The following is an 18799-nucleotide window of genomic DNA, read 5'->3' as shown; positions in this document are numbered from 1 at the left end:
GGCACCAAGCCCATTCGCGGCTGAACCGTAGCGCCCGCGGCGCTCGTTGCGCGGGACCCGGATCGCGTACCCTCGTGCTTCGGCGATGGGAACGTAAGGGGTGCGCGGTGCGGCTCGGCCACCTGGAACGCTCGATCATGGAGACACTGTGGAAACATCCCGACGGGATGTTCGCCCAGCAACTCGCCGACGCCCTCCCGTCCAAGCCGGCGGTCACCACCGTACTGACCGTTCTGGTACGGCTCTCGCACAAAGAGCTGGTCTCACGGCACCGCGAAGGACGCGCGCACCTCTACAAGGCCACCGGCGACAGAGACGCCTTCGTGGCGGAGTCGATGCGCGTCGCCTTGGACCAAGCAGGTGACGTCGAGGCGGCGGTGATGCGTTTCGTCGGCACAGTCTCACCCGAGGTCACCGCAGCGCTAAGAGCGGCATTGCGAGAGCACGAATCCAACGGGGATCCTCGGTGACGCCGGTTCCGCCAGGGCGCTCACAGTCCTCACATCGATAAGGATCAATATCGATATTGCTCGAATTCGATGACTATCGATACAGTGCGGTAGCTAGCGAGTGAGACCGGCTTAGTGGCGAATCAGCCTGAACGCGGATCACTCGGCCCCTTCAGACACTGATGAGGACAGACCATCAACCGCTCCCGCGTAACGGCACCCCCAAGAAGGATGGTGCCTTAGTGACCTCCCTGGCGAGGCGGCTGCTCGCCGAGTTGTCCGGTACCGCGCTGCTCGTGAGCGTGGTGGTCGGTTCGGGAATCATGGCGCAACGTCTCTCGACGGATACCGGCCTCCAGCTTCTAGCCAATTCCACGGCAACCGTGTTCGGTCTGGCCGTACTCATCGCCGTCCTCGGACCAGTGTCCGGAGCGCACTTCAACCCTGTCGTGTCCCTGGCCGACTGGTGGATCGGCCGTAAGAGCGGCGCGGGGCTGACGGCTGGAGATCTCGGCGGCTATGTTCTCGCGCAGATCCTGGGCGCGGTCGCCGGTTCGATGCTGGCCAATGCCATGTTCGCCGAGCCGGTCATAGCCTGGTCGACCACCGATCGCAGCAGTGCTCACCTGTGGCTGGGCGAGGTCGTCGCGACGGCCGGGCTGCTCATGGTGATCTTCTCCCTGGCTCGTTCTGGCCGTACGGCGCTGGCTCCGGCCGCCGTGGCCGCCTACATCGGCGCCGCCTACTGGTTCACCTCCTCCACCAGTTTCGCCAACCCCGCGGTCACCATCGGCCGGACATTCTCTGACACCTTCGCGGGTATCGCGCCCTCATCGGTTCCCGGCTTCCTGGTCGCTCAGATGGTCGGTGGAATCGTCGGGCTGCTGCTGGTCCTGGGGCTGTTCGGCCGTCCCGAGGCGGGCGTCGAGGAGCAGCCGGTCATGTCGGATTCATCGTCCGGACGCTGACGGGTTCCTACGAGGACATCAGCTCTTCTTTTGACGCGCAGCCATTAAGTCAGTGATTATTGAGGCAATGAACGCTGACTTGATTGGCCGGGCGCGGGTGCACGCGGCCCTCGGTGATCCCGCGCGATTGGCGATCGTGGACTGGCTTGCCCTGGGCGACGCCTCTCCTGGGGAGATGGGCGGCGCGCTCGGGTTGCCGACCAACCTGTTCGCCCACCACGTGAAGATCCTTCAGGAGGCGGGCGTGGTGGAACGGCGACGCTCCGAAGGCGACCGGCGCCGCACCTACCTGCGGCTGGTGACCGGAAAGCTGGACGATCTCATGCCCGCGCCACTGCGACGCGTCCCCCGAGTGGTGTTCGTGTGCACCCACAACTCCGCCCGATCCCAGCTCGCCGCCGCACTGTGGCGGCAGCGCAGCACGGTGCCCACCGCCTCCGCCGGCACCAGCCCCGCCAAGCGGATCAACCCGCGCGCCTTTGACGTCGCCCGCCGGCACGGCCTCGACCTCGATCAAGCCCGCATCTCCCGCCTGGACGAAGTCGTACGGCCCGATGATCTGGTCATCGCGGTCTGCGACTCCGCGCACGAGCAGCTGGGGAGCCGCGAGCGGCTGCACTGGTCGATCGCCGACCCGGTCCCCGTCGGCACCGACGACGCGTTCGAAATCGCATTCACCGACATCGCCCGCCGGATCGACCGTCTGGTCCCGGCCGTCCAATCCCCGCAGGAGTGACTCCATGCCCGAGACCTACCACCACGCCGACCTGAGCATCGACCAGCAGCACGCCCTGCTGACCGCGGCCCGCACGCTTCAAGACCGGTTCTCCGGCACCTTCAGCACCGAGACGATCGAGCGTTTCCTGCACACCAGCTACGACCAGTTCGCCGAGAAGGCCGCCGTGCCGACATTCCTGCCGCTGCTGGCCGAACGCTTCGCCCGGCAGCGCCTGACCGCCCTGGCCAAGGTGGAGGGCGGCGCGGACGACGGCCGCCCGATCGTGCTGTTCCTTTGCGTGCACAACGCGGGCCGCAGCCAGATGGCCATGGGCTTCTTCCAGCACCTGGCCGGAGAAGGCGCGGTTGCCTGGTCGGGCGGGTCGGAGTTCGCCAGCGAGATCAACCCCGCCGCCGTCGCGAGCATGGCCGAACGCGGCATCGACATCTCCGCCGAGTTCCCCAAGCCGTGGACCGAGGAGATCATCCGCGCCGCCGACGTCGTAGTCACCATGGGCTGCGGCGACGCCTGCCCGATCTACCCCGGCAAGCGCTACCTGGACTGGGAGTTGGACGACCCGGCGGGCAAGACCGTCGAGGATGTACGACCCATCCGCGACGAAATCGAACGCCGCGTCCGCGCCCTGTTGACGGAACTCAACGTCACCGTCTCCTGACCACACCCTCAGACATGACCTTCACTCCCCCACTCACTGACGATCCACTGCTGCAGCGGATCATCGACCAGCTCTGCACCCGCTTCGCCGGACGGTTCTGCACCGAGACGGTCACGCACTACGTGCACGAGTCCTTTCTCGACCTGAGAAAGAACGCCCAGATCCTGACTCACCTGCACCTCCTCACGCAGCGCTTCGTCACCGAACGACTTACCGCTTTAGCACAGATCAAGGGCTTCATCCCCAAGATCGAAGTCGAAGTGCTGTACGTGTGCGGTGGCAACGCCGGCCGTTCCCAGATGGCAGCCGCCTTCACCCGCAAGTACGGCGATCCCTGGCTGCACGTACGAACCGCCGGCACTCAGCCTGCCGCCGACATCCACCCGACGGTCCTCCAGGCGCTGGTGGAGGTAGACCTCGAACCGGCGGAGGAATTCCCGAAACCGCTCACCGACGACTTCGTCCAGGCAGCCGACGTCGTGATCACCATGGGCTGCGGCGACGCCTGCCCGATCCACCCGGGCAGGCACTATCTGGACTGGGACCTCGCCGACCCTCACGGCCGTTCGCTGGAGGAGGTCCGGATCATCAGGGACAGCATCGAAAACCGCGTACGCATGCTGGTGGCGGAGCTCCAACAGCCGGTCCCGCTGTGATCGGCTGGGCTGGATTGACGCGTGCCCAAGGGGATCGTCCTCTAGTGTCACAAATTAGAATCCATAGACATATGTCGATATAGACAAAGGACTACTTCGACGCTCATCTATCGGGGGAGGTCAGATGGAGCTGCTCCAGATCCTGGAGTGCAGTCCGCCGCTGGCTCGGCAGCCGCTCGACGCCGAGCAGGCGGCTGGTGTCGCGCGCGTCTTCAAAGCGCTCGGTGATCCGGTAAGGCTGCGCATCCTGTCCATCGTGGCCAGCCGTGAAGGTGGTGAGGTCTGCGTCTGCGACATCACCGATGCTTTCGAGGTGTCACAACCGACGATCAGTCACCATCTGAAGGTGCTCAAGGAGGTCGGGTTGCTCACCTCCGAACGCCGGGCCTCGTGGGTCTATTACAAGGTCGTTCCCGAGACGCTGGCCGATCTGTCCGCCCTGCTGAACGTCCCGGCCATGGTCTGACCGTGCGCACGGGAAATACGCTGCCCGCGAGGGTCGCGACCCCGATCCGGGCGGGCGCGAACGGCGGGATCTCGCCCGCGCTCGGCTCCCTGGTTCACGCCCGACTCTGGGCTGTGTGTCTGTTCACGAAGGAGCCTGTGCATGCCTAGTGTGTTGTTCGTCTGCGTCCACAATGCGGGCCGGTCCCAGATGGCCGCCGGGTGGCTGGCCCACCTGGCGGGCGACCGAATCGAGGTGCGCTCAGCGGGCTCCGCGCCGGCCGATCAGATCAACCCCGTCGCCGTCGAAGCCATGCGTGAGGTCGGCATCGACATCACCGCCGAGCACCCCAAGATCCTCACAGTGGACGCGGTGGAGACCTCAGACGTGGTCATCACCATGGGTTGCGGTGACGTCTGCCCGATCTTCCCGGGCAAACGCTACGAAGACTGGCAACTCGATGACCCCGCCGGTCAGGGCATCGACGCCGTCCGCCCGATCCGCGACGAGATCCGGGCCCGCGTCGAGAAACTGATCAAGGAGCTGACCTAGGCATTCGGTTATCTATCGACTATCGTCGATTAACGATGGATAGAGATGCGAAGCCGCTCGATCGGGCCGACGCCGAGGAGTACGCGAGCTGGTTCAAGGCGCTGGCCGACGCCACCCGGATCCAGATCGTGTCGCTGCTGGCCCGGCGCAGGGAGCCGATGACCGTCGGAGAGATCGTGACCGCCTCCGGTGTGGGGCAGTCGACTGTCTCGCACCATTTGAAGATCCTGGCCGAGGTGCGGTTCGTCCTGGTGGAACGCCAAGGCACCTCCAGCCTGTATCGGATCAACGAGAACTGCGTGAGCTGCTTCCCCACCGCTGCCGACGTGGTCATGGGCAATCCCGTACCGGAACCCCCCACCTGCGACTGAGGAGCTGTGCGATGGCACCCGAACAGATCATCCAGCGCTACTCCGGCCTGGCCAGGAAGGCCATGGAAGGCGACCCCGTCACCGACTGCGGACCGGACGCCTTCGCCGACGGCCGCTTCGGCGCCGCGGGTTACGACGACACCGCCGGGCTGCCGGAGGGTGCGCTGCTGGCCAGCCTCGGCTGCGGCAACCCGGTCGCCGTCGCCGAGCTGCGTGCCGGGCAGACGGTGCTCGACCTCGGCTCGGGCGGCGGCATCGACGTGCTGCTGTCGGCTCGCCGGGTCGGCCCGTACGGCAAGGCATACGGGCTGGACGCCAGCCCGGACATGGTGGAACTCGCCCGGCGCAACGCCGCCGGCGTGGACAACGCCGAGTTCCTGCACGGCACCATCGAGGCGATCCCGCTGCCCGGCCACATGGTCGACGTGGTCATCTCCAACTGCGTGATCAACCTGTCCAGCGACAAGGCCGCCGTGCTGGCCGAGACCTTCCGGGTGCTCAAGCCCGGCGGCCGGTTCGGCGTCAGCGACGTCGTCACCGCCCACGCCCCGGACCCGGAGCTCCGGGCGGCGACCGAGCGGCACATCGGCTGTGTCGCCGGATCCCTCACCGTCGTCGAATACCGCGATCTGCTGGCCGCCACGGGCTTCGTGGGCACGAAGATCACGCTCACCGCCGACCACGGCGACGGCGTGCACTCGGCGATCATCCAGGCCGTCAAGCCCGCGATCTCGCCAGGGCTGGAGATCCGCCCGATGCGCGAGAGTGATGCCGCCCAGGTTCTGGCCATCTACCAGGCCGGACTGGACACCGGCCAGGCCAGTTTCGAGACGGTCGCCCCCTCCTGGGAGGGCTTCACCGCGGGAAAGCTGGCGCACCTGCGCTACGTCGCCGCCGACACCGAGACGGGTGAGGTCGTCGGCTGGGTCGCCGCCTCATCGGTCTCCAGCCGGCCCGTGTACGAGGGCGTGGTCGAGCACAGCGTCTACGTGCACCCGGGCTGCCAGGCCCACGGCATCGGCCGTGCCCTCATGACCGCCTTCATCACGGCATCCGAGGACGCGGGCGTCTGGACGATCCAAACGGGCGTCTTCCCCGAGAACGCCCCCAGCCTCTCCCTGCACCAGGCGCTCGGCTTCCGTGTCGTCGGCACCCGCGAGCGCATCGGCCGCCACCACGGCCTCTGGCGCGACGTCCTCCTGCTGGAGCGCCGCACTGGCACCGACGCCACGGTCACGCGGGAGTGAGCGCGGGCTCGGTCAGCGGCGCGAACACGGCGCCAAGCTTGTTCACCACCTCGGGAATGATCCGGTAGTAGACCCAGGTCCCCCGCCGGTCGCCGTCGATCAGTCCGGCCGTGCGCAGGACCTTCAGGTGATGGGAGATCGTCGGCGCGGTCAGGTCGAAGGCGTCGGTCAGATCGCAGACACACGCTTCGCCCCCCGCGTGTGACCCGATCATCGACAGCAGGCGGAGCCGTACCGGATCGGCGACGGCCTTGAGCAGGACCGCCAGTTCGGCCGCGTCGGTCTCCGACAGCGGCTCGCGTGCGATCGGCGCGCAGCACTGGATCGTGACGCCGGTCATCCGGCCCTCCTTGCTTCGAAGTCCATCGAAATTATAGGCGATGGTACGCCAGCAGGGCGAACGCGGCGATCGCGGAGGCGACGGCCACCGCGCCCATGACCCAGCCATAACCGGCTGACTCGGCGAGCGCGACCGCGCCGAGCGGGGCCAGGGCCTTGTCGGCGACGGAGAAGGTGGCGATGCGGCCGGACAGGGTGGCGTAGGCGGCGGTGCCGTACCGGCCCACCAGCAGGTGCGGCAGGGTGATGGAGGCGATGCCGAAGCCGAGCCCGAACCCCAGCACGCAGCCGACCGCGCCGGGCACGCTCCGCCCGGCCAGCGGCAGCAGTAGCACGGCCACCCCCTGCAGAGCGAAGATCGCCGCGGCGATGAGCGCGGCGGGCAGCCGGGTCTGCAGGCCGGTGGTGATCAGCCGCCCGGTCACTGACAGCACGCCCAACAGGCCGGCGAGGGTGGCGGCCAGGACGGGTGAGTGGCCGAGGTGGATGAGGTAGGTGATGAGCAGGACCGACATCACGGACACCGCGCCGCCGTTGGCGGTGAATGCGATCACGAGCAGCCAGAACGGCCGTCGCCGGGTGGCGGCGGCGACGATCTCGGCACGCTGCCCGGACGTGACGCTGCGGCGCTCGGCTCGCTCGCGGCGGCACAGCACCAGCGCGTGCAGTGGGATCGCCGCCAGCCCGTAGAGGGCGGCCAGCACGAGCAGGGCCTGGCGCCAGCCGTAGGACTCCACCAGCAGTCCGGTCAGCGGCAGGAAGATCGAGGAGGCGAACCCGGCCACCACGGTCAGCGCCAGCAGCGCGTTCGCCCGGCCGCGCTCGTCGCCGTCGAACCAGCCGACGATGACGGCGAACGCGGACTCGTACAGCACCATCGAGCAGGCGATGCCGATGACGGCGAACACCGCGTAGAGCTGAGCAACGCTCTCGACGCGCGACCACGCGAGTACGGCTGCCGCCGCGAGGACCGAGCCGACGGTCATGAGGCCGCGGCCACCGCGGGCATCCAGCCGGCGCCCGACCAGCGGGGCGCACAGCGCGGCGATCAGGATCGACAGCGTGAGCGCGGCGGCGACCTGGGCGTTGCTCGCGCGCAGGTCGGCCGCCATGGGGGCGAGGAAGACGGAGAAGGCGTAGTAGAGCACGCCGTAGCCGATGGTCTGGGTGACGGCCAGGGCGGCGACGATCCGCCAGCCGCGGCCGGAACGTGACTGACCGCCATCCCCTGGTGCCGGGATGGCGGTCTCAGCGGCGGTGCTCACCCTTGTTCGCGGGCGCGTGCCAGGTGGCTGCCCAGCCGTTCGGTGTCCAGTCGGCGGCGCAGGGGCTCTTTCTGAGCTGCGGTGGGGTATCGGTCTGACATGTCGATCCTGCCTTCAGCCGCAGCAGCCGCCGCCATCGGCGGTGATCAAGGGAAGCGGGGTGGCGAGCAGGCCGCCGCTGACGCCGGTGGCCAGGCCGACGCGTCGTTCCTGAGCCTCGGCGAGGCCGGAGGAGCAGACGCCGGTCTCGGGCAGGTCGAGCTGGACGTCGCGGGCGGCCTCCCAGTCGCCGGTGATGGCGGCGACGACCGAGCGGACCTGCTCGTAGCCGGTGGCCATCAGGAATGTGGGGGCGCGGCCGTAGCTCTTGACGCCGACCGCGTAGTAGCCGCTCTCCGGGTGGGCCAGCTCGTCGGCGCCGTGGGCGGGGACGGTGCCGCAGGAGTGCTGGTTCGGGTCGATCAGCGGGGCCAGAGCCCGGGTCGAGCCGAGGATCGGGTCGAGGTCGAGCCGCAGCTCGGAGGCGATCGAGTGGTCGGGGCGGAAGCCGGTCGCCGACCCGACCCGGTCGGCGGTGACGGACTGCTCGGCCCCGGACGGGTCGCGGCTGACGACCGTCAGTGTTTCGCCGTCCGCGTGGACGGAGTGGACGTAGAAGCCGGTCAGCAGCGTGATCCGGCCCGAGGCGACGTGTTCCTTGAGGCGGGAGCCGAGCGCGCCGCGCGCGGGGAGGGCGTCGGCCTCGCCACCGCCGTAGGTGCGGCCCGGGCTGCCGGCGCGGATCGCCCAAGTGATCTGGGCGTCCTCCAGCTGGGCGAGGGCGAGCAGGGTGGTGGCGGCCGAGTGACCTGCGCCGACGACCAGGGTGTGCCGGCCCTCGTAGCGCTCCCGGTCGGCGCCCAGCACGTCGGGCAGGGCGTGGTCGATCAGGTTGCCGGTCTCGCCGTACGCGGGCAGGCCGCTGGCGCCCATCACATTGGCGTACGCCCCGGAGGCGTCGATGACGGCGCTGGCCTGGAGTTCTTCGCCGGTGGCGGTTCTGATCAGGAAGGGAGCGTCCTCGCGGCCGTTGGTGCGTACGCGGTCGAACCCGAGGCGGCTGATCGCGGTCACCCGCACGCCCAGGCGGATCCGGGGGCTCAGGAGCTTGGCCAGCGGGGCGAGATAGTCGGAGATCAGCTCGGCCCCGGTGGGCAGCCATTGCGGGTCCGGCGCGGTCCAGCCGTCGGCCTCCAGCAGGCGGCGGGCGGCGGCGTCGACGTTGAAGCGCCACGGGCTGAAGACGCGCACGTGCGCCCACTGTGCGACGGACGCCGCGACCTGCTCTCCGGCCTCCAGGACCAGATAGTCCTGCCCTCGTTCGGCCAGGTGCGCCGCGGCGGCCAGACCGACCGGGCCCGCCCCGATCACCACGACGGGGAAGGTACCGCTCTCGCTGAGACTCATGTCCACACTCCCATTGATTAGAAGAACATCTAAGCAACTGTTACACTGCATCATTGATTAGAGATATGTCAAATCAGCATCCATCTCCAGACGGCTCCGTCCACCCAGGAAACGAGATGGAGGTTCGACCATGAACTGTTGTTCCGAGGAGCCCCAGCAGACCTGCTGCCCGCCCGAGGACAAGGCCGGCTGCCGCGACCAGTCCGGCGGCTGCGGCTGCGGCTGCCAGTAGGAGACCACGATGACCCAGGCCCCCGACCATCTGCCCGCGCGGCTCCGCGATCTGATCGCCGAGTGCTGCCACGTCGAACTCGACGCCCGCAGGGCCGTACGAGAGGTCGAACAGCACGGGCCGTGCCCGTGCTAGGGAGATTTATGTGGACAGTCCTGGCCGCCCGGGACGGCTTCATGTCCAAGGCCCGGCGACGGGAGGATGGGGGACATGACGCACTACAGCAGGCTCTACAAGGTCGTGATCGATGTGCCGGAGGGCGATCACGACAAGGAACTGACGTTCTGGCAGGAGGCGACCGGCCAGACACTGACCCGAAACCAGCGGTACCCGGAGTACCACGGCGCCCACTTACCCGGTGACGTCTTCGCCCTGCTCGTCCAGCGACTCGGGACAGGCCCCGCGCGCATCCACCTCGACATCCACACCGACGATCTGGAGGCGGAGATCGCGCGCCTGGAGTCTCTCGGCGCTCGACGCCTACGGCTGGTGAACGACCATTGGTGCGTCATGGAGGACCCCGCCGGACTGCCCTTCTGCGTCATCCCCCAGCCCCCGGGCTCCCTGACCGACCACAACGCCCAACGCTGGGACGACTGACCCTCGACGAGGCGGAGAATCCGAGTCACCGGATGCCCAGGGACGGAGTTTTCGCCGCGATGTCGTGTCGAGCCGCTCGCCGATCGTCTCCCTGGTAAAGCCCGGCGAAGGAGGCGCCTCGATCGATCGAGGTTCTGTCCACGCCACCCACGCCGAGTTGCTGCGCGAACTCGGACGACCGCGGGAGGCCAGGCAGCGCGACGAACGCGCGCTCGCCCTGACCGCCAACCCAGCCCAGCAGGCGCTGCTGACCCAGCGGCTGACCTGGAACTGAGTCTTTCGCTCTCGGGTCAGGACGGGATCATGCGGTGGTTGGTGAGGCTGGCGTGGTGGTCGTGTTCGGCGGGGCCGTCGGGGTCGGCGTGCACGGTTGCCGCGGTGAGTCTGGGCAGGTGGTGGATCAGGCGGTGTTCGGCTTCCGCCGCGATGGCGTGGGCTTGCACGAGGCTGAGCCGGTGGTCCACCAGGAGGTCGACCTCGGCGCGCAGGGAGTGGCCGATCCAGCGCATGCGCAGGGAGCCGACGCCGTGCACGCCGGGGGTTTCCGCGACGACCTGCTCGGCTTGGGCGATCAGCGCGGGGTCGACGGCGTCCATCAGGCGGTGGTAGACCTCGCGGGCGGCGTCCCGCAGCACGTAGAGGATGGCCACGGTGATGAGCAGGCCGATGACCGGGTCGGCGTACGGCCATCCGGCCCAGACGCCGGCCGCGCCGACCAGGACGGCCAGTGAGGTGAAGCCGTCGGTGCGGGCGTGCAGGCCGTCGGCGACCAGCGCCGCGGAGCCGATCTCGCGGCCGACCTTGATCCGGTAGCGGGCCACCAGCTCGTTGCCGAGGAAACCGATCACCCCGGCGGCGGCCACCCAGCCCAGTGCCTGTATCTCGCGGGGGTTGACCAGGCGCTGGACGGCTTCGTACCCGGCCAGGCCCGCCGACGCGGCGATGATGACGACGATGACGATCCCAGCGAGATCCTCGGCTCTGCCGTAGCCGTAGGTGAAGCGGCGTGAGGCCATCCTGCGGCCCACCGTGAAGGCGATCGCCAGCGGCACCGCGGTCAGGGCGTCGGCGAAGTTGTGCAGGGTGTCACCGAGCAGGGCCACCGACCCGGACATCATGAAAACCACCACCTGGGCCAGGGCGGTGACGGTGAGCACGGCGAAGGAGATCGCCAGCGTGCGCATGCCGCGACGGCTCGTTTCCAGTGCGTGATCGGTCCGGGCCGCCGCGTCGTGACTGTGTGGCATCACCACGTGACGGAGGCGTTTCCGCAGGGATCGGTGATCAGACTCGCCGTGGCCATGACCGTGGCCATGACCATGCTCGTGGGAAGATCTCGGGCTGTGCACGCTCATCTGCTCCTCGTCTCTGTCTGATCGGAGCGCGGATGACAGAAGGGTTATCCCCCTTAATATGTATTCATATGCGCACGCAATTACATGTTAGGTGCGTTACGTGTTAGGTGCGTCGACTATGCAGCAGCAAAAAGACCTCCAGTCGAGCGGCGCCCAGCCGACCGACGCTCAGGTAGAGGTGGCGGTCGCGGCATTTCGGATGCTCTGCGACGCCACTCGGCTCCGTCTGCTGTGGGCCCTGGCCCACGGCGAACATGACGTCGGAAACCTGGTCGCGGCAGTCGGGGCGAGCCGTCCCGCGGTCTCCCAGCACCTGGCCAAGCTGCGGCTGGCCGGGCTGGTCGCGTGCCGGCGAGAGGGCAGGCGGATGCTGTACCGGGCTCGCGACTCGCACATCCGCGCGCTGATCGCCGAGGCCGTCCATCATGCCGACCACGAGGTGTCCCACATCCCGCGTCATGACTAGTCTGCCCGCCGACGCGGCCAAGCTCCCCCCGGCAGCTCCTCCGATCGTCAAGACGTCTCCAAGCCGGTCTCCGATTTCGGCCTGGCCCTCGTGGACGCGAATCGAGGCTCCCCCGTCTCTGACATATTCACGGGTGCATACATATTGACAGCTCAGCGTCGTGAGGCGCTGGCTCGCCGTGACCGCTGGCCCCCGGGGCGAGCACGGCCGAGACGACATCCGCCGCTTTCGCGCGCGGATGCGAACCGGGAGGACATGGTGCACGTACCCGACGGCTTCTTCACCGTCGCCCTATCGGTGGCCGGCGCGGCCGTGGCCGCAGGTGGCATCGCCGTCTGCCTGCGCGGCGCGCGCAAGGAACTGGATGAGCGGATGGCGCCGATGGCCGGGCTGGTGGCCGCCTTCGTCTTCGCCGCCCAGATGCTCAACTTTCCCGTCGGCGCCGGGACCAGTGGCCATCTGCTCGGCGGCGCGCTGGCGGCGATCCTGGTCGGGCCGTACACCGGGTTCTTGTGTGTCGCGGTGGTCATCGCGGTTCAGGCGCTGTTCTTCGCCGACGGGGGTCTGACCGCGCTGGGCATCAACATCACCCTGATGGGGCTTGTGACGGTCCTGGCCGGATATGGAATGTTCTGCGCGGTCCGTGCGATCGTGCCGCGCAGCCGTACCGGCATCGGCGTGGCCGCCTTCGCCGGAGCCGCGGTCTCGGTGCCGGTGGCGGCGCTGGTCTTCACCGCGCTGTACGCGATCGGGGGGACCTCCTCAATCGATCCGGTGAAGGTCGCCCTGGCCATGGGCGGCGTGCATGTGATCATCGGCCTGGGTGAGGGCGCGATCACGGCGCTGACGGTGACCACGGTGCTCGCCGTACGCCCCGATCTGGTCTACGGCGCTCGCGGGCTGTCCAGGCGTGTACATCTGCGCACCGCTTCCGGCGAACCGGTCCCCGACGCGGAGCACTCACCCGCCCGCGGGACCCGGGCGTTCCTGCTCGGCGGGGTGGCCGCGGCCGCCGTGCTCGCGGGAGTGGTCAGCTTCTACGCCTCGGCCAGCCCCGACGGTCTGGAGCGGGTCGCCGCCGATCTGGGTTTCCTGTCCCGGGCCGAAGACCATCCCCTAGGAGACTCCGCGCTGGCCGACTACGGCGTCAAAGGTGTCGAGAACGAGCGGCTGTCGGCGGGAGCGGCGGGCCTCATCGGAGTGGGGGCCTCGCTGGCCGTGGGTGGTGGGGTGGCCTGGCTGGTGCACCGGCGGGAACGCCGCAGGCTTCTCGCCCAGACCTCCGCTGAGCCGCAAACCCGTGAGCCGCAGACCAGTGAGACCACCGAGCCGCAGACCGCGGAGTCGTGAACCATGGCCGCGGGACACACCCATCGGCTGTATCGCCCCGGTGACACGGCGGTCCACCGGCTGCCGCCGCAGTGCAAGCTCACCTCGATGATCGCGTTCATCGTGATCGTCGTGGCCACCGACCCCAGACGTTTCCCGGCATTCGGCCTCTACGCCCTGCTGCTGGCCACGGTAGCCGCCGCGGCCCGTATCCCGCCGGCCTTCCTGGCGCGCCGGATGGTCGTGGAGGTGCCGTTCGTGATCTTCGCGGTCGCGTTGCCGTTCCTGTCGCAGGGGGAACGCCTGACCGTTCTCGGCCTTCAGCTGAGCGCCGACGGATTGCTCGCCGCGTGGAACATCCTGGCCAAGGCCACCCTGGGAGTGATCGCTTCGATCCTGCTGGCCGCCACCACCGAGCCACGCGCCCTGCTGCTCGGCGTCCAGCGGATGCGGCTGCCCGCCCTGCTGACGCAGATCGCCACCTTCATGCTCCGCTACGTCGATGTGATCGTGGACGAGATGCGCCGGATGCGCATCGCCCGCGAGTCCCGCGCCTTCGTGGCGAAGGACATCCGGCACCTGCCCGTCGTGGCCCGCTCAGCCGGAGCCCTGTTCATCCGCTCCTACGAACGCGGTGAACGCGTGCATCTGGCCATGCTCAGCCGCGGCTACACCGGAACCATGCCGATCATCCACGACGTGCCGGGCTCCGCGGCGCAGTGGGCCCTGGCCGCCACGCTCCCCATGACCGCGATCGCCGTACTGCTCGGAGGACTGTTGTGAACTCGCTGCTGGTCCAAGGCCTGATGCACGCATACCCGGACGGCACCCAGGCCCTGTTCGGCGTGGACCTGTCCATCGAGCGGGGCGAACGGGTCGCGCTGCTCGGCCCGAACGGCGCGGGAAAGACCACGCTGGTGATGCACCTGAACGGCATCCTCGCCCCCAGTCTCGGCACGGTCTCGGTGGGCGGCCTGCCGGTGACCCGCGACAACCTGCGGGAGATCCGCCGCCGGGTCGGGCTGGTCTTCCAGGACCCCGACGACCAGCTGTTCATGCCCACGGTCCGCGAGGACGTGGCGTTCGGCCCGGCCAACCTCGGTATCCGCGGCCCGCAACTGAACCGGCGCGTCCAGGAGGCGCTGGAACGCGTCGGCATGCTCGACATGATCGACCGGCCACCGCATCACCTGTCCGGCGGCCAGCGCCGCCGCGTCGCGGTGGCGACCGTGCTGGCCATGGAACCCGAAATCCTGGTCCTGGACGAACCGTCCTCCAACCTGGACCCGGCCGCCCGCCGCGAACTCGCCGACATCCTGCGCGACCTGGACGTCACCATCCTCATGGTCACCCACGACCTGCCCTACGCCCTCGAACTGTGCGAACGCTCCCTCATCCTGTCCGGCGGAACCATCGCGGCTGACGGCCCGACAGCCGCGATCCTCACCGACCCCGAACTGCTGAGCCGGCATCGGCTGGAGCTTCCCTACGGCTTCGCCATCCGGGCCCGTGGGTGAGACTCACCCCGCCTGAGCCAGGAAGGACTCCGCGCCGGGCGTGACGAACGCGCGGAACGCGGTGTCCAGTTCGGCCGGAGTGGCGGTGACCTCACCGTCGAGCCATCCGCGCAGCATCGCCATGAAGGCGCCCACGACACCGGTCACGACGAGGTCGAGCCGGGCCGAGGCGATCGCTCCCCTGGCCTGGAGTTCGGCGCGGACGACCGCGGCCAGTATCTGCTCGGCCCTGGCCATGACCACGCCGCCGCCCTTGCTGCCGAGCAGCGCCCTGACCAGCGGTCCCTGCTCGGCGACATGCTCGAACATGGCCAGGCCGAAGGAGAACAGAGGTCCTTCGCCTTGGGGCGACGGGCGCAGGAAGTCGAGCTCGCCGAGGTTGCTGAACAGCACGTCGCGCTTGTCGGTGAAGTGCGCGTAGAACGTCGAACGGCCGACGTCGGCGCGGTCGATGATGTCGGTGACGGTCACCTTGTCGTACCCCTTGTCCAGCATCAACTCCACCATCGCCCGCTGGATGGTCTGCCGGGTGCGCCGCACGCGGCGGTCCTCGTTTCCTGACATTTCGTCATTCCTGTTCAGTACGGGGCAGTGCGGCCGAAGTGGTTCTTGCCCCGTTCAGGTTAATGAACGCAGAATTCAGAACTGAACACACTGTTCGATAAGGGGATGGCGACGATGGGGTTGGGCAAGCTGTTTCACAATCACACCGAGCACGCGGACGAGGGCGGCACGATCGACCGCCCCCGGCTGTACGAGATCATGGTGTCGGCCGGCTTCCTGGGCGGGCGCCGGCCGCTCTACCTGCGCATCGCGGCGCTGTCTGGCCTGCGCCCCGGCGACGCGGTACTCGACGTGGGCTGCGGAACCGGCTATCTGACGCGGATCATCGCCCCCGTCACAGGGCCGGACGGGCACGTGACCGGGGTCGACCCGAGCCCGCAGATGATCGAGTACGCGCGCCGCCGCGCACCCGGGAACAGCACCTACATCGTCGGCAAGGGCGAGTCCCTCGACCTTCCCGACGCGTCCACGGACGTCGTGATCTCGACCCTGGCCATCCACCACATGCCGGCGGCGGCCCGGGCCACGGCCATCGGCGAGATGTTCCGCGTGCTCCGCCCGGGCGGCCGGCTGCTGATCGTGGAATTCCGCCCGCCCACGGGACGCCTGACCTCACGTCTGGTCGGAGCTCTTACCAGCCCGGCCATGCGCCACAACCTCAGGGACCTGCTCGGCGAACTGATCCCCGAGGCCGGCTTCCGCATCGAGCGGGAAGGCGACCTGAAGCGCCTGTTCTACTACGTCAGGGCCGTACGCCCGACGTGATCCCTGGCGGCGATCCTCTCTGTTCGGAAGTATCGGCGTTAGGTTTGCCTCTCTGGATTTCGGAGTCACGTATGGATGTTCGGTCCCCGCTGATCACCCACATTTCGTGGGGTCGTATGGTCGTCGAGGGAGTGGGTGAAGGTAAGGACTTCAAGCTCTACCCGGGTGGTGGGCGGGCTTGGGACTGGAATGAGACGGGTACGCGGCATTCTCCGGGGATTCAGCCCGCCGATGTCGAGGAGCTTCTTGAGCGTGGCAGCGAGGTGATCGTGCTGTCACGAGGGATGCAGTTGGTCCTCCAGACGTGTCCCGAGACGCTGGCCATGCTGAAGGAAAAGGGCGCCGAGGTGTTCGTGGAGGAGACCACGGCCGCGGTCGGGCGATACAACCGATTGGCCGCGACGACGGCCGTGGGCGGGCTGTTCCATTCGACATGCTGACGACTTAGATGTCCCCGGGCCAGGTCCAGTCGCGGATTTCCGGGGTGTCCTCGCCGTAGGTGCGGGTGTGGGCGCGGGCGTGGAGGCGGGCGTCTGACATGTGCTGGCGTAGGTGGGCGGCTTCCACGCGCAGTCCTGGGACGCGGTCGATGACGTCCATGACCAGGTGGTAGCGGTCGATGTCGTTGAGCATGGCCATGTCGAAGGGGGTGGTCGTGGTGCCCTCCTCCTTGTAGCCGCGGACGTGGATGTTGTCGTGGCCGGTGCGGCGGTAGGTGAGGCCGTGGATGAGTGACGGGTAGCCGTGGAAGTTGAAGACGACCGGCTTGTCGGGGGTGAAGATGGCGTCGAATTCGGCGTCGGGCATGCCGTGCGGGTGCTCGGACGGCGGTTGCAGGCGCATCAGGTCGACGACGTTGACCACGCGCACCTTCAGCTGGGGAAGGTGTTCGCGGAGCAGGGCGGCGGCGGCGAGGACTTCCAGGGTGGGCACGTCGCCGGCGCAGGCGAGCACCACGTCGGGCTGGGCGTCGGCGTCGTTGGAGGCCCATTCGACGATGCCGAGGCCGCGGGTGCAGTGGGCGATCGCCTCCTCCATGGTGAACAGGTCGAGGACCGGCTGCTTCCCGGCCACGATCACGTTGACGTAGTCGCGGGAGCGCAGGCAGTGGTCGCCGACCGAGAGCAGGGTGTTGGCGTCCGGCGGCAGGTAGACGCGGACGACGGAGGCCTTCTTGTTGACGACGACGTCGAGGAAGCCGGGGTCCTGGTGGCTGAAGCCGTTGTGGTCCTGGCGCCAGACGTGCGAGGAGAGCAGGTAGTTGAGCGAGGCGACCGGGCGGCGCCAGGCGATCTTCCTGGTGGCGTCGAGCCATTTGGCGTGCTGGTTGAACATGGCGTCGACGATGTGGATGAAAGCCTCGTAGCAGTTGAACAGGCCGTGCCTGCCGGTGAGGAGGTAGCCCTCCAGCCAGCCCTGGCACAGGTGCTCGGACAGGACCTCCATGACCCGCCCGCCCGGCGCCAGGTTCTCGTCGACGGGAAGGATCTCGGCGTTCCAGGCGCGGTCGGTGACCTCGAAGACGGCCGAGAGGCGGTTGGAGTCGGTCTCGTCGGGGCCCATCAGCCGGAAGGTGTCCGGGTTGGCGGCGATGACGTCGCGCAGGAACCGGCCGAGCACGCGGGTCGGCTCGGTCGTCGCGGTCCCGGGCTCTGCCACCTCGACGGCGTACTCCCGGAAGTCGGGCAGCACCAGCGGGCGCAGCAGCTCTCCTCCGTTGGCGTGCGGGCTGGCGCTCATCCGGAGCGGGCCCGCCGGCACCGTCTGCAGGATCTCGGCGACCGGGCGTCCTTCCGCGTCGAACAGCTCCTCGGGCCGGTAGGAGCGCATCCACTCCTCCAGCAACGCCAGGTGCGCGGGGTTGTCCCGGACCGCGGCCAGCGGCACCTGATGGGAGCGCCAGGTTCCCTCGACGGGCAGGCCGTCGACCTCGCGCGGGCCCGTCCAGCCCTTGGGGGTACGCAACACGATCATCGGCAGCCGCGCGGCGCGGCCGGCCCGGTAGTCCGCGATCTCGTCGAGGACCTGGTCCAGGGTTTCGGCCATGAGGCCGTGCATGACGGCGGGGTCGTGGCCGGCGACGATGTGAGGGCGGTAGCCGTACCCCTCCAGGAGGTTGAGCAGGTCGGGTTCGGGGATCCTGGACAGGATCGTGGGGTTGGCGATCTTGTAGCCGTTGAGGTGCAGGATGGGCAGGACGGCGCCGTCGCGGGACGGGTCAAGGAACTTGTTGGAGTGCCAGCTGGCGGCCAGGGGGCCGGTTTCGGCCTCGCCGTCGCCGATGACGCAGGCCACCACCAGGCCGGGGTTGTCGAAGGCGGCGCCGTAGGCGTGCGCGAGGGAGTAGCCGAGCTCGCCGCCCTCGTGGATGGAGCCCGGCGTCTCGGGGGCGACGTGGCTGGGGATGCCGCCGGGGAAGGAGAACTGGCGGAAGAGCTTCCGCATGCCCTCGGCGTCCTGGGTGATCGCGGGGTAGGTCTCGGTGTAGGAGCCTTCCAGCCAGGAGTGCGCGACCGCGGCGGGGCCGCCGTGGCCTGGCCCGGCGATGTAGATCATGTCCTGGCCGCGTTCGGCGATCACCCGGTTGAGGTGGGCGAAACAGAAGTTCAGGCCGGGTGTGGTGCCCCAGTGGCCGAGCAGGCGCGGCTTGATGTGGGCCGGGCGCAGCGGCTCGGCCAGCAGAGGGTTGTCCAGCAGGTAGATCTGCCCGACCGCCAGGTAGTTGGCGGCGCGCCAGTAGGCGTGCACTCTCTCCAGGGTGTCCATGTCAGTGAGCCTCTCCGCTGCGGGGATGATCGGGTAGGGACCTTTGTCCCTACCCATAAAGTCGAACGTGGGC

At 68.6% G+C, this 18799-nt stretch carries 24 protein-coding genes; 18 read left to right on the top strand and 6 right to left on the bottom strand.

The features are described from left to right. The first annotated feature begins 107 nt into the window (after nucleotides 1–107). The 9 genes from ABGB08_RS18565 to ABGB08_RS18525 all read left to right on the top strand — a co-directional run bounded on the left by ABGB08_RS18565 (nucleotide 108) and on the right by ABGB08_RS18525 (nucleotide 6082). Nucleotides 108–470 (top strand): BlaI/MecI/CopY family transcriptional regulator, encoded by a 363-nt coding sequence (locus ABGB08_RS18565; protein ID WP_347591854.1) that lies wholly within the window; start codon nucleotides 108–110, stop codon nucleotides 468–470. Between the two features lie 221 nt (nucleotides 471–691). Further along, a complete protein-coding gene (locus ABGB08_RS18560) occupies nucleotides 692–1417 on the top strand; it encodes an MIP/aquaporin family protein (protein WP_347591852.1) in 726 nt (241 codons plus the stop codon). 67 nt (nucleotides 1418–1484) lie between these two features. Continuing rightward, entirely contained in the window at nucleotides 1485–2153 is a 669-nt protein-coding gene (locus tag ABGB08_RS18555) for an ArsR family transcriptional regulator (protein ID WP_347591846.1), read from the top strand. A gap of 4 nt (nucleotides 2154–2157) precedes the next feature. Further along, on the top strand, nucleotides 2158–2811 hold the full coding sequence (locus tag ABGB08_RS18550; RefSeq protein ID WP_347591844.1) for an arsenate reductase ArsC: 654 nt from the start codon (nucleotides 2158–2160) through the stop codon (nucleotides 2809–2811). A gap of 14 nt (nucleotides 2812–2825) precedes the next feature. After that, nucleotides 2826–3467 carry an arsenate reductase ArsC gene (locus tag ABGB08_RS18545; RefSeq protein WP_347591842.1) on the top strand — a complete coding sequence of 214 codons (642 nt, stop codon included), beginning with the start codon at nucleotides 2826–2828 and terminating at the stop codon, nucleotides 3465–3467. Nucleotides 3468–3591: 124 nt separating this feature from the next. Next, nucleotides 3592–3933 carry a metalloregulator ArsR/SmtB family transcription factor gene (locus ABGB08_RS18540; RefSeq protein WP_347591840.1) on the top strand — a complete coding sequence of 114 codons (342 nt, stop codon included), beginning with the start codon at nucleotides 3592–3594 and terminating at the stop codon, nucleotides 3931–3933. A 141-nt stretch (nucleotides 3934–4074) separates the two neighbouring features. Next, nucleotides 4075–4464, top strand: a complete 390-nt coding sequence (locus tag ABGB08_RS18535) for an arsenate reductase ArsC (RefSeq protein ID WP_347591838.1) — start codon at nucleotides 4075–4077, stop codon at nucleotides 4462–4464. 35 nt (nucleotides 4465–4499) lie between these two features. Continuing rightward, nucleotides 4500–4835 (top strand): metalloregulator ArsR/SmtB family transcription factor, encoded by a 336-nt coding sequence (locus tag ABGB08_RS18530; protein ID WP_155354315.1) that lies wholly within the window; start codon nucleotides 4500–4502, stop codon nucleotides 4833–4835. An 11-nt stretch (nucleotides 4836–4846) separates the two neighbouring features. Next, nucleotides 4847–6082: a GNAT family N-acetyltransferase gene (locus ABGB08_RS18525; RefSeq protein WP_347591835.1), complete on the top strand. Its 1236-nt coding sequence runs from the start codon at nucleotides 4847–4849 to the stop codon at nucleotides 6080–6082. Here the strand turns inward: ABGB08_RS18525 and ABGB08_RS18520 are convergent. The 3 genes from ABGB08_RS18520 to ABGB08_RS18510 all read right to left on the bottom strand — a co-directional run bounded on the left by ABGB08_RS18520 (nucleotide 6069) and on the right by ABGB08_RS18510 (nucleotide 9132). Next, nucleotides 6069–6422: a metalloregulator ArsR/SmtB family transcription factor gene (locus tag ABGB08_RS18520; protein ID WP_347591833.1), complete on the bottom strand. Its 354-nt coding sequence runs from the start codon at nucleotides 6420–6422 to the stop codon at nucleotides 6069–6071. The two genes, ABGB08_RS18525 and ABGB08_RS18520, sit on opposite strands and share 14 nt — an antisense overlap. Before the next feature lie 31 nt (nucleotides 6423–6453). After that, nucleotides 6454–7686 carry an MFS transporter gene (locus ABGB08_RS18515; protein WP_347591831.1) on the bottom strand — a complete coding sequence of 411 codons (1233 nt, stop codon included), beginning with the start codon at nucleotides 7684–7686 and terminating at the stop codon, nucleotides 6454–6456. Nucleotides 7687–7800: 114 nt separating this feature from the next. Beyond that, on the bottom strand, nucleotides 7801–9132 hold the full coding sequence (locus ABGB08_RS18510; protein ID WP_347591829.1) for an FAD-dependent oxidoreductase: 1332 nt from the start codon (nucleotides 9130–9132) through the stop codon (nucleotides 7801–7803). A gap of 241 nt (nucleotides 9133–9373) precedes the next feature. Here ABGB08_RS18510 and ABGB08_RS18505 point away from each other — a divergent pair, with 241 nt between their 5' ends. The 3 genes from ABGB08_RS18505 (at nucleotide 9374) to ABGB08_RS18495 (ending at nucleotide 10238) form a co-directional block, all read left to right on the top strand. Then, nucleotides 9374–9499, top strand: a complete 126-nt coding sequence (locus ABGB08_RS18505) for a hypothetical protein (RefSeq protein WP_347591827.1) — start codon at nucleotides 9374–9376, stop codon at nucleotides 9497–9499. Between the two features lie 75 nt (nucleotides 9500–9574). Then, nucleotides 9575–9964: a VOC family protein gene (locus ABGB08_RS18500; RefSeq protein ID WP_347591825.1), complete on the top strand. Its 390-nt coding sequence runs from the start codon at nucleotides 9575–9577 to the stop codon at nucleotides 9962–9964. A 64-nt stretch (nucleotides 9965–10028) separates the two neighbouring features. Further along, nucleotides 10029–10238: a hypothetical protein gene (locus ABGB08_RS18495; RefSeq protein ID WP_347591823.1), complete on the top strand. Its 210-nt coding sequence runs from the start codon at nucleotides 10029–10031 to the stop codon at nucleotides 10236–10238. Between the two features lie 16 nt (nucleotides 10239–10254). Here ABGB08_RS18495 and ABGB08_RS18490 read toward each other — a convergent pair whose 3' ends face one another. Continuing rightward, entirely contained in the window at nucleotides 10255–11211 is a 957-nt protein-coding gene (locus ABGB08_RS18490; protein WP_246268254.1) for a cation diffusion facilitator family transporter, read from the bottom strand. Between the two features lie 226 nt (nucleotides 11212–11437). Here ABGB08_RS18490 and ABGB08_RS18485 point away from each other — a divergent pair, with 226 nt between their 5' ends. The 4 genes from ABGB08_RS18485 to ABGB08_RS18470 all read left to right on the top strand — a co-directional run bounded on the left by ABGB08_RS18485 (nucleotide 11438) and on the right by ABGB08_RS18470 (nucleotide 14631). Continuing rightward, on the top strand, nucleotides 11438–11785 hold the full coding sequence (locus ABGB08_RS18485; protein WP_347591821.1) for a metalloregulator ArsR/SmtB family transcription factor: 348 nt from the start codon (nucleotides 11438–11440) through the stop codon (nucleotides 11783–11785). A gap of 255 nt (nucleotides 11786–12040) precedes the next feature. Further along, entirely contained in the window at nucleotides 12041–13135 is a 1095-nt protein-coding gene (locus tag ABGB08_RS18480) for an energy-coupling factor ABC transporter permease (RefSeq protein ID WP_347591819.1), read from the top strand. 3 nt (nucleotides 13136–13138) lie between these two features. After that, on the top strand, nucleotides 13139–13897 hold the full coding sequence (cbiQ, locus tag ABGB08_RS18475; protein ID WP_347591817.1) for a cobalt ECF transporter T component CbiQ: 759 nt from the start codon (nucleotides 13139–13141) through the stop codon (nucleotides 13895–13897). Between the two features lie 23 nt (nucleotides 13898–13920). Further along, the gene (locus tag ABGB08_RS18470) at nucleotides 13921–14631 is read left to right on the top strand and encodes an ABC transporter ATP-binding protein (RefSeq protein ID WP_347592061.1); all 711 of its coding nucleotides are present in this window, start codon (nucleotides 13921–13923) and stop codon (nucleotides 14629–14631) included. A gap of 3 nt (nucleotides 14632–14634) precedes the next feature. Here the strand turns inward: ABGB08_RS18470 and ABGB08_RS18465 are convergent, their stop codons facing one another. Then, nucleotides 14635–15195 carry a TetR/AcrR family transcriptional regulator gene (locus tag ABGB08_RS18465; RefSeq protein WP_347591815.1) on the bottom strand — a complete coding sequence of 187 codons (561 nt, stop codon included), beginning with the start codon at nucleotides 15193–15195 and terminating at the stop codon, nucleotides 14635–14637. 105 nt (nucleotides 15196–15300) lie between these two features. On the opposite strand from ABGB08_RS18465, the gene ABGB08_RS18460 reads away from it, so the two are divergent. Both ABGB08_RS18460 and ABGB08_RS18455 read left to right on the top strand, forming a co-directional pair. After that, nucleotides 15301–15960 (top strand): class I SAM-dependent methyltransferase, encoded by a 660-nt coding sequence (locus ABGB08_RS18460; RefSeq protein ID WP_347591813.1) that lies wholly within the window; start codon nucleotides 15301–15303, stop codon nucleotides 15958–15960. Between the two features lie 71 nt (nucleotides 15961–16031). Next, nucleotides 16032–16400, top strand: coding sequence for an Mth938-like domain-containing protein (locus ABGB08_RS18455; protein ID WP_347591811.1), 369 nt, complete (start codon nucleotides 16032–16034; stop codon nucleotides 16398–16400). A 4-nt stretch (nucleotides 16401–16404) separates the two neighbouring features. Here ABGB08_RS18455 and ABGB08_RS18450 read toward each other — a convergent pair whose 3' ends face one another. Further along, nucleotides 16405–18783, bottom strand: a complete 2379-nt coding sequence (locus ABGB08_RS18450) for a phosphoketolase family protein (protein WP_347591809.1) — start codon at nucleotides 18781–18783, stop codon at nucleotides 16405–16407. Nucleotides 18784–18799: the final 16 nt, after the last annotated feature.

This window comes from Acrocarpospora sp. B8E8, assembly GCF_039871605.1.
Lineage (GTDB): Bacteria > Actinomycetota > Actinomycetes > Streptosporangiales > Streptosporangiaceae > Acrocarpospora > Acrocarpospora macrocephala.
Note: the sequence above shows the minus strand (reverse complement) of the source record. Positions and strands in the feature narration are given on the sequence as shown.

Bases quoted from the DNA above. Each gene is read 5' to 3' on its own strand.
- ABGB08_RS18555 (WP_347591846.1), top strand. From the start codon at position 1,485: ATGAACGCTGACTTGATTGGCCGGGCGCGGGTGCACGCGGCCCTCGGT.
- ABGB08_RS18550 (WP_347591844.1), top strand. From the start codon at position 2,158: ATGCCCGAGACCTACCACCACGCCGACCTGAGCATCGACCAGCAGCAC.
- ABGB08_RS18545 (WP_347591842.1), top strand. From the start codon at position 2,826: ATGACCTTCACTCCCCCACTCACTGACGATCCACTGCTGCAGCGGATC.
- ABGB08_RS18540 (WP_347591840.1), top strand. From the start codon at position 3,592: ATGGAGCTGCTCCAGATCCTGGAGTGCAGTCCGCCGCTGGCTCGGCAG.
- ABGB08_RS18535 (WP_347591838.1), top strand. From the start codon at position 4,075: ATGCCTAGTGTGTTGTTCGTCTGCGTCCACAATGCGGGCCGGTCCCAG.
- ABGB08_RS18530 (WP_155354315.1), top strand. From the start codon at position 4,500: ATGGATAGAGATGCGAAGCCGCTCGATCGGGCCGACGCCGAGGAGTAC.
- ABGB08_RS18525 (WP_347591835.1), top strand. From the start codon at position 4,847: ATGGCACCCGAACAGATCATCCAGCGCTACTCCGGCCTGGCCAGGAAG.
- ABGB08_RS18520 (WP_347591833.1), bottom strand. From the start codon at position 6,422: ATGACCGGCGTCACGATCCAGTGCTGCGCGCCGATCGCACGCGAGCCG.
- ABGB08_RS18510 (WP_347591829.1), bottom strand. From the start codon at position 9,132: ATGAGTCTCAGCGAGAGCGGTACCTTCCCCGTCGTGGTGATCGGGGCG.
- ABGB08_RS18505 (WP_347591827.1), top strand. From the start codon at position 9,374: ATGACCCAGGCCCCCGACCATCTGCCCGCGCGGCTCCGCGATCTGATC.
- ABGB08_RS18500 (WP_347591825.1), top strand. From the start codon at position 9,575: ATGACGCACTACAGCAGGCTCTACAAGGTCGTGATCGATGTGCCGGAG.
- ABGB08_RS18490 (WP_246268254.1), bottom strand. From the start codon at position 11,211: ATGCCACACAGTCACGACGCGGCGGCCCGGACCGATCACGCACTGGAA.
- ABGB08_RS18485 (WP_347591821.1), top strand. From the start codon at position 11,438: ATGCAGCAGCAAAAAGACCTCCAGTCGAGCGGCGCCCAGCCGACCGAC.
- ABGB08_RS18480 (WP_347591819.1), top strand. From the start codon at position 12,041: ATGGTGCACGTACCCGACGGCTTCTTCACCGTCGCCCTATCGGTGGCC.
- cbiQ (WP_347591817.1), top strand. From the start codon at position 13,139: ATGGCCGCGGGACACACCCATCGGCTGTATCGCCCCGGTGACACGGCG.
- ABGB08_RS18470 (WP_347592061.1), top strand. From the start codon at position 13,921: ATGCACGCATACCCGGACGGCACCCAGGCCCTGTTCGGCGTGGACCTG.
- ABGB08_RS18465 (WP_347591815.1), bottom strand. From the start codon at position 15,195: ATGTCAGGAAACGAGGACCGCCGCGTGCGGCGCACCCGGCAGACCATC.
- ABGB08_RS18460 (WP_347591813.1), top strand. From the start codon at position 15,301: ATGGCGACGATGGGGTTGGGCAAGCTGTTTCACAATCACACCGAGCAC.
- ABGB08_RS18455 (WP_347591811.1), top strand. From the start codon at position 16,032: ATGGATGTTCGGTCCCCGCTGATCACCCACATTTCGTGGGGTCGTATG.
- ABGB08_RS18450 (WP_347591809.1), bottom strand. From the start codon at position 18,783: ATGGGTAGGGACAAAGGTCCCTACCCGATCATCCCCGCAGCGGAGAGG.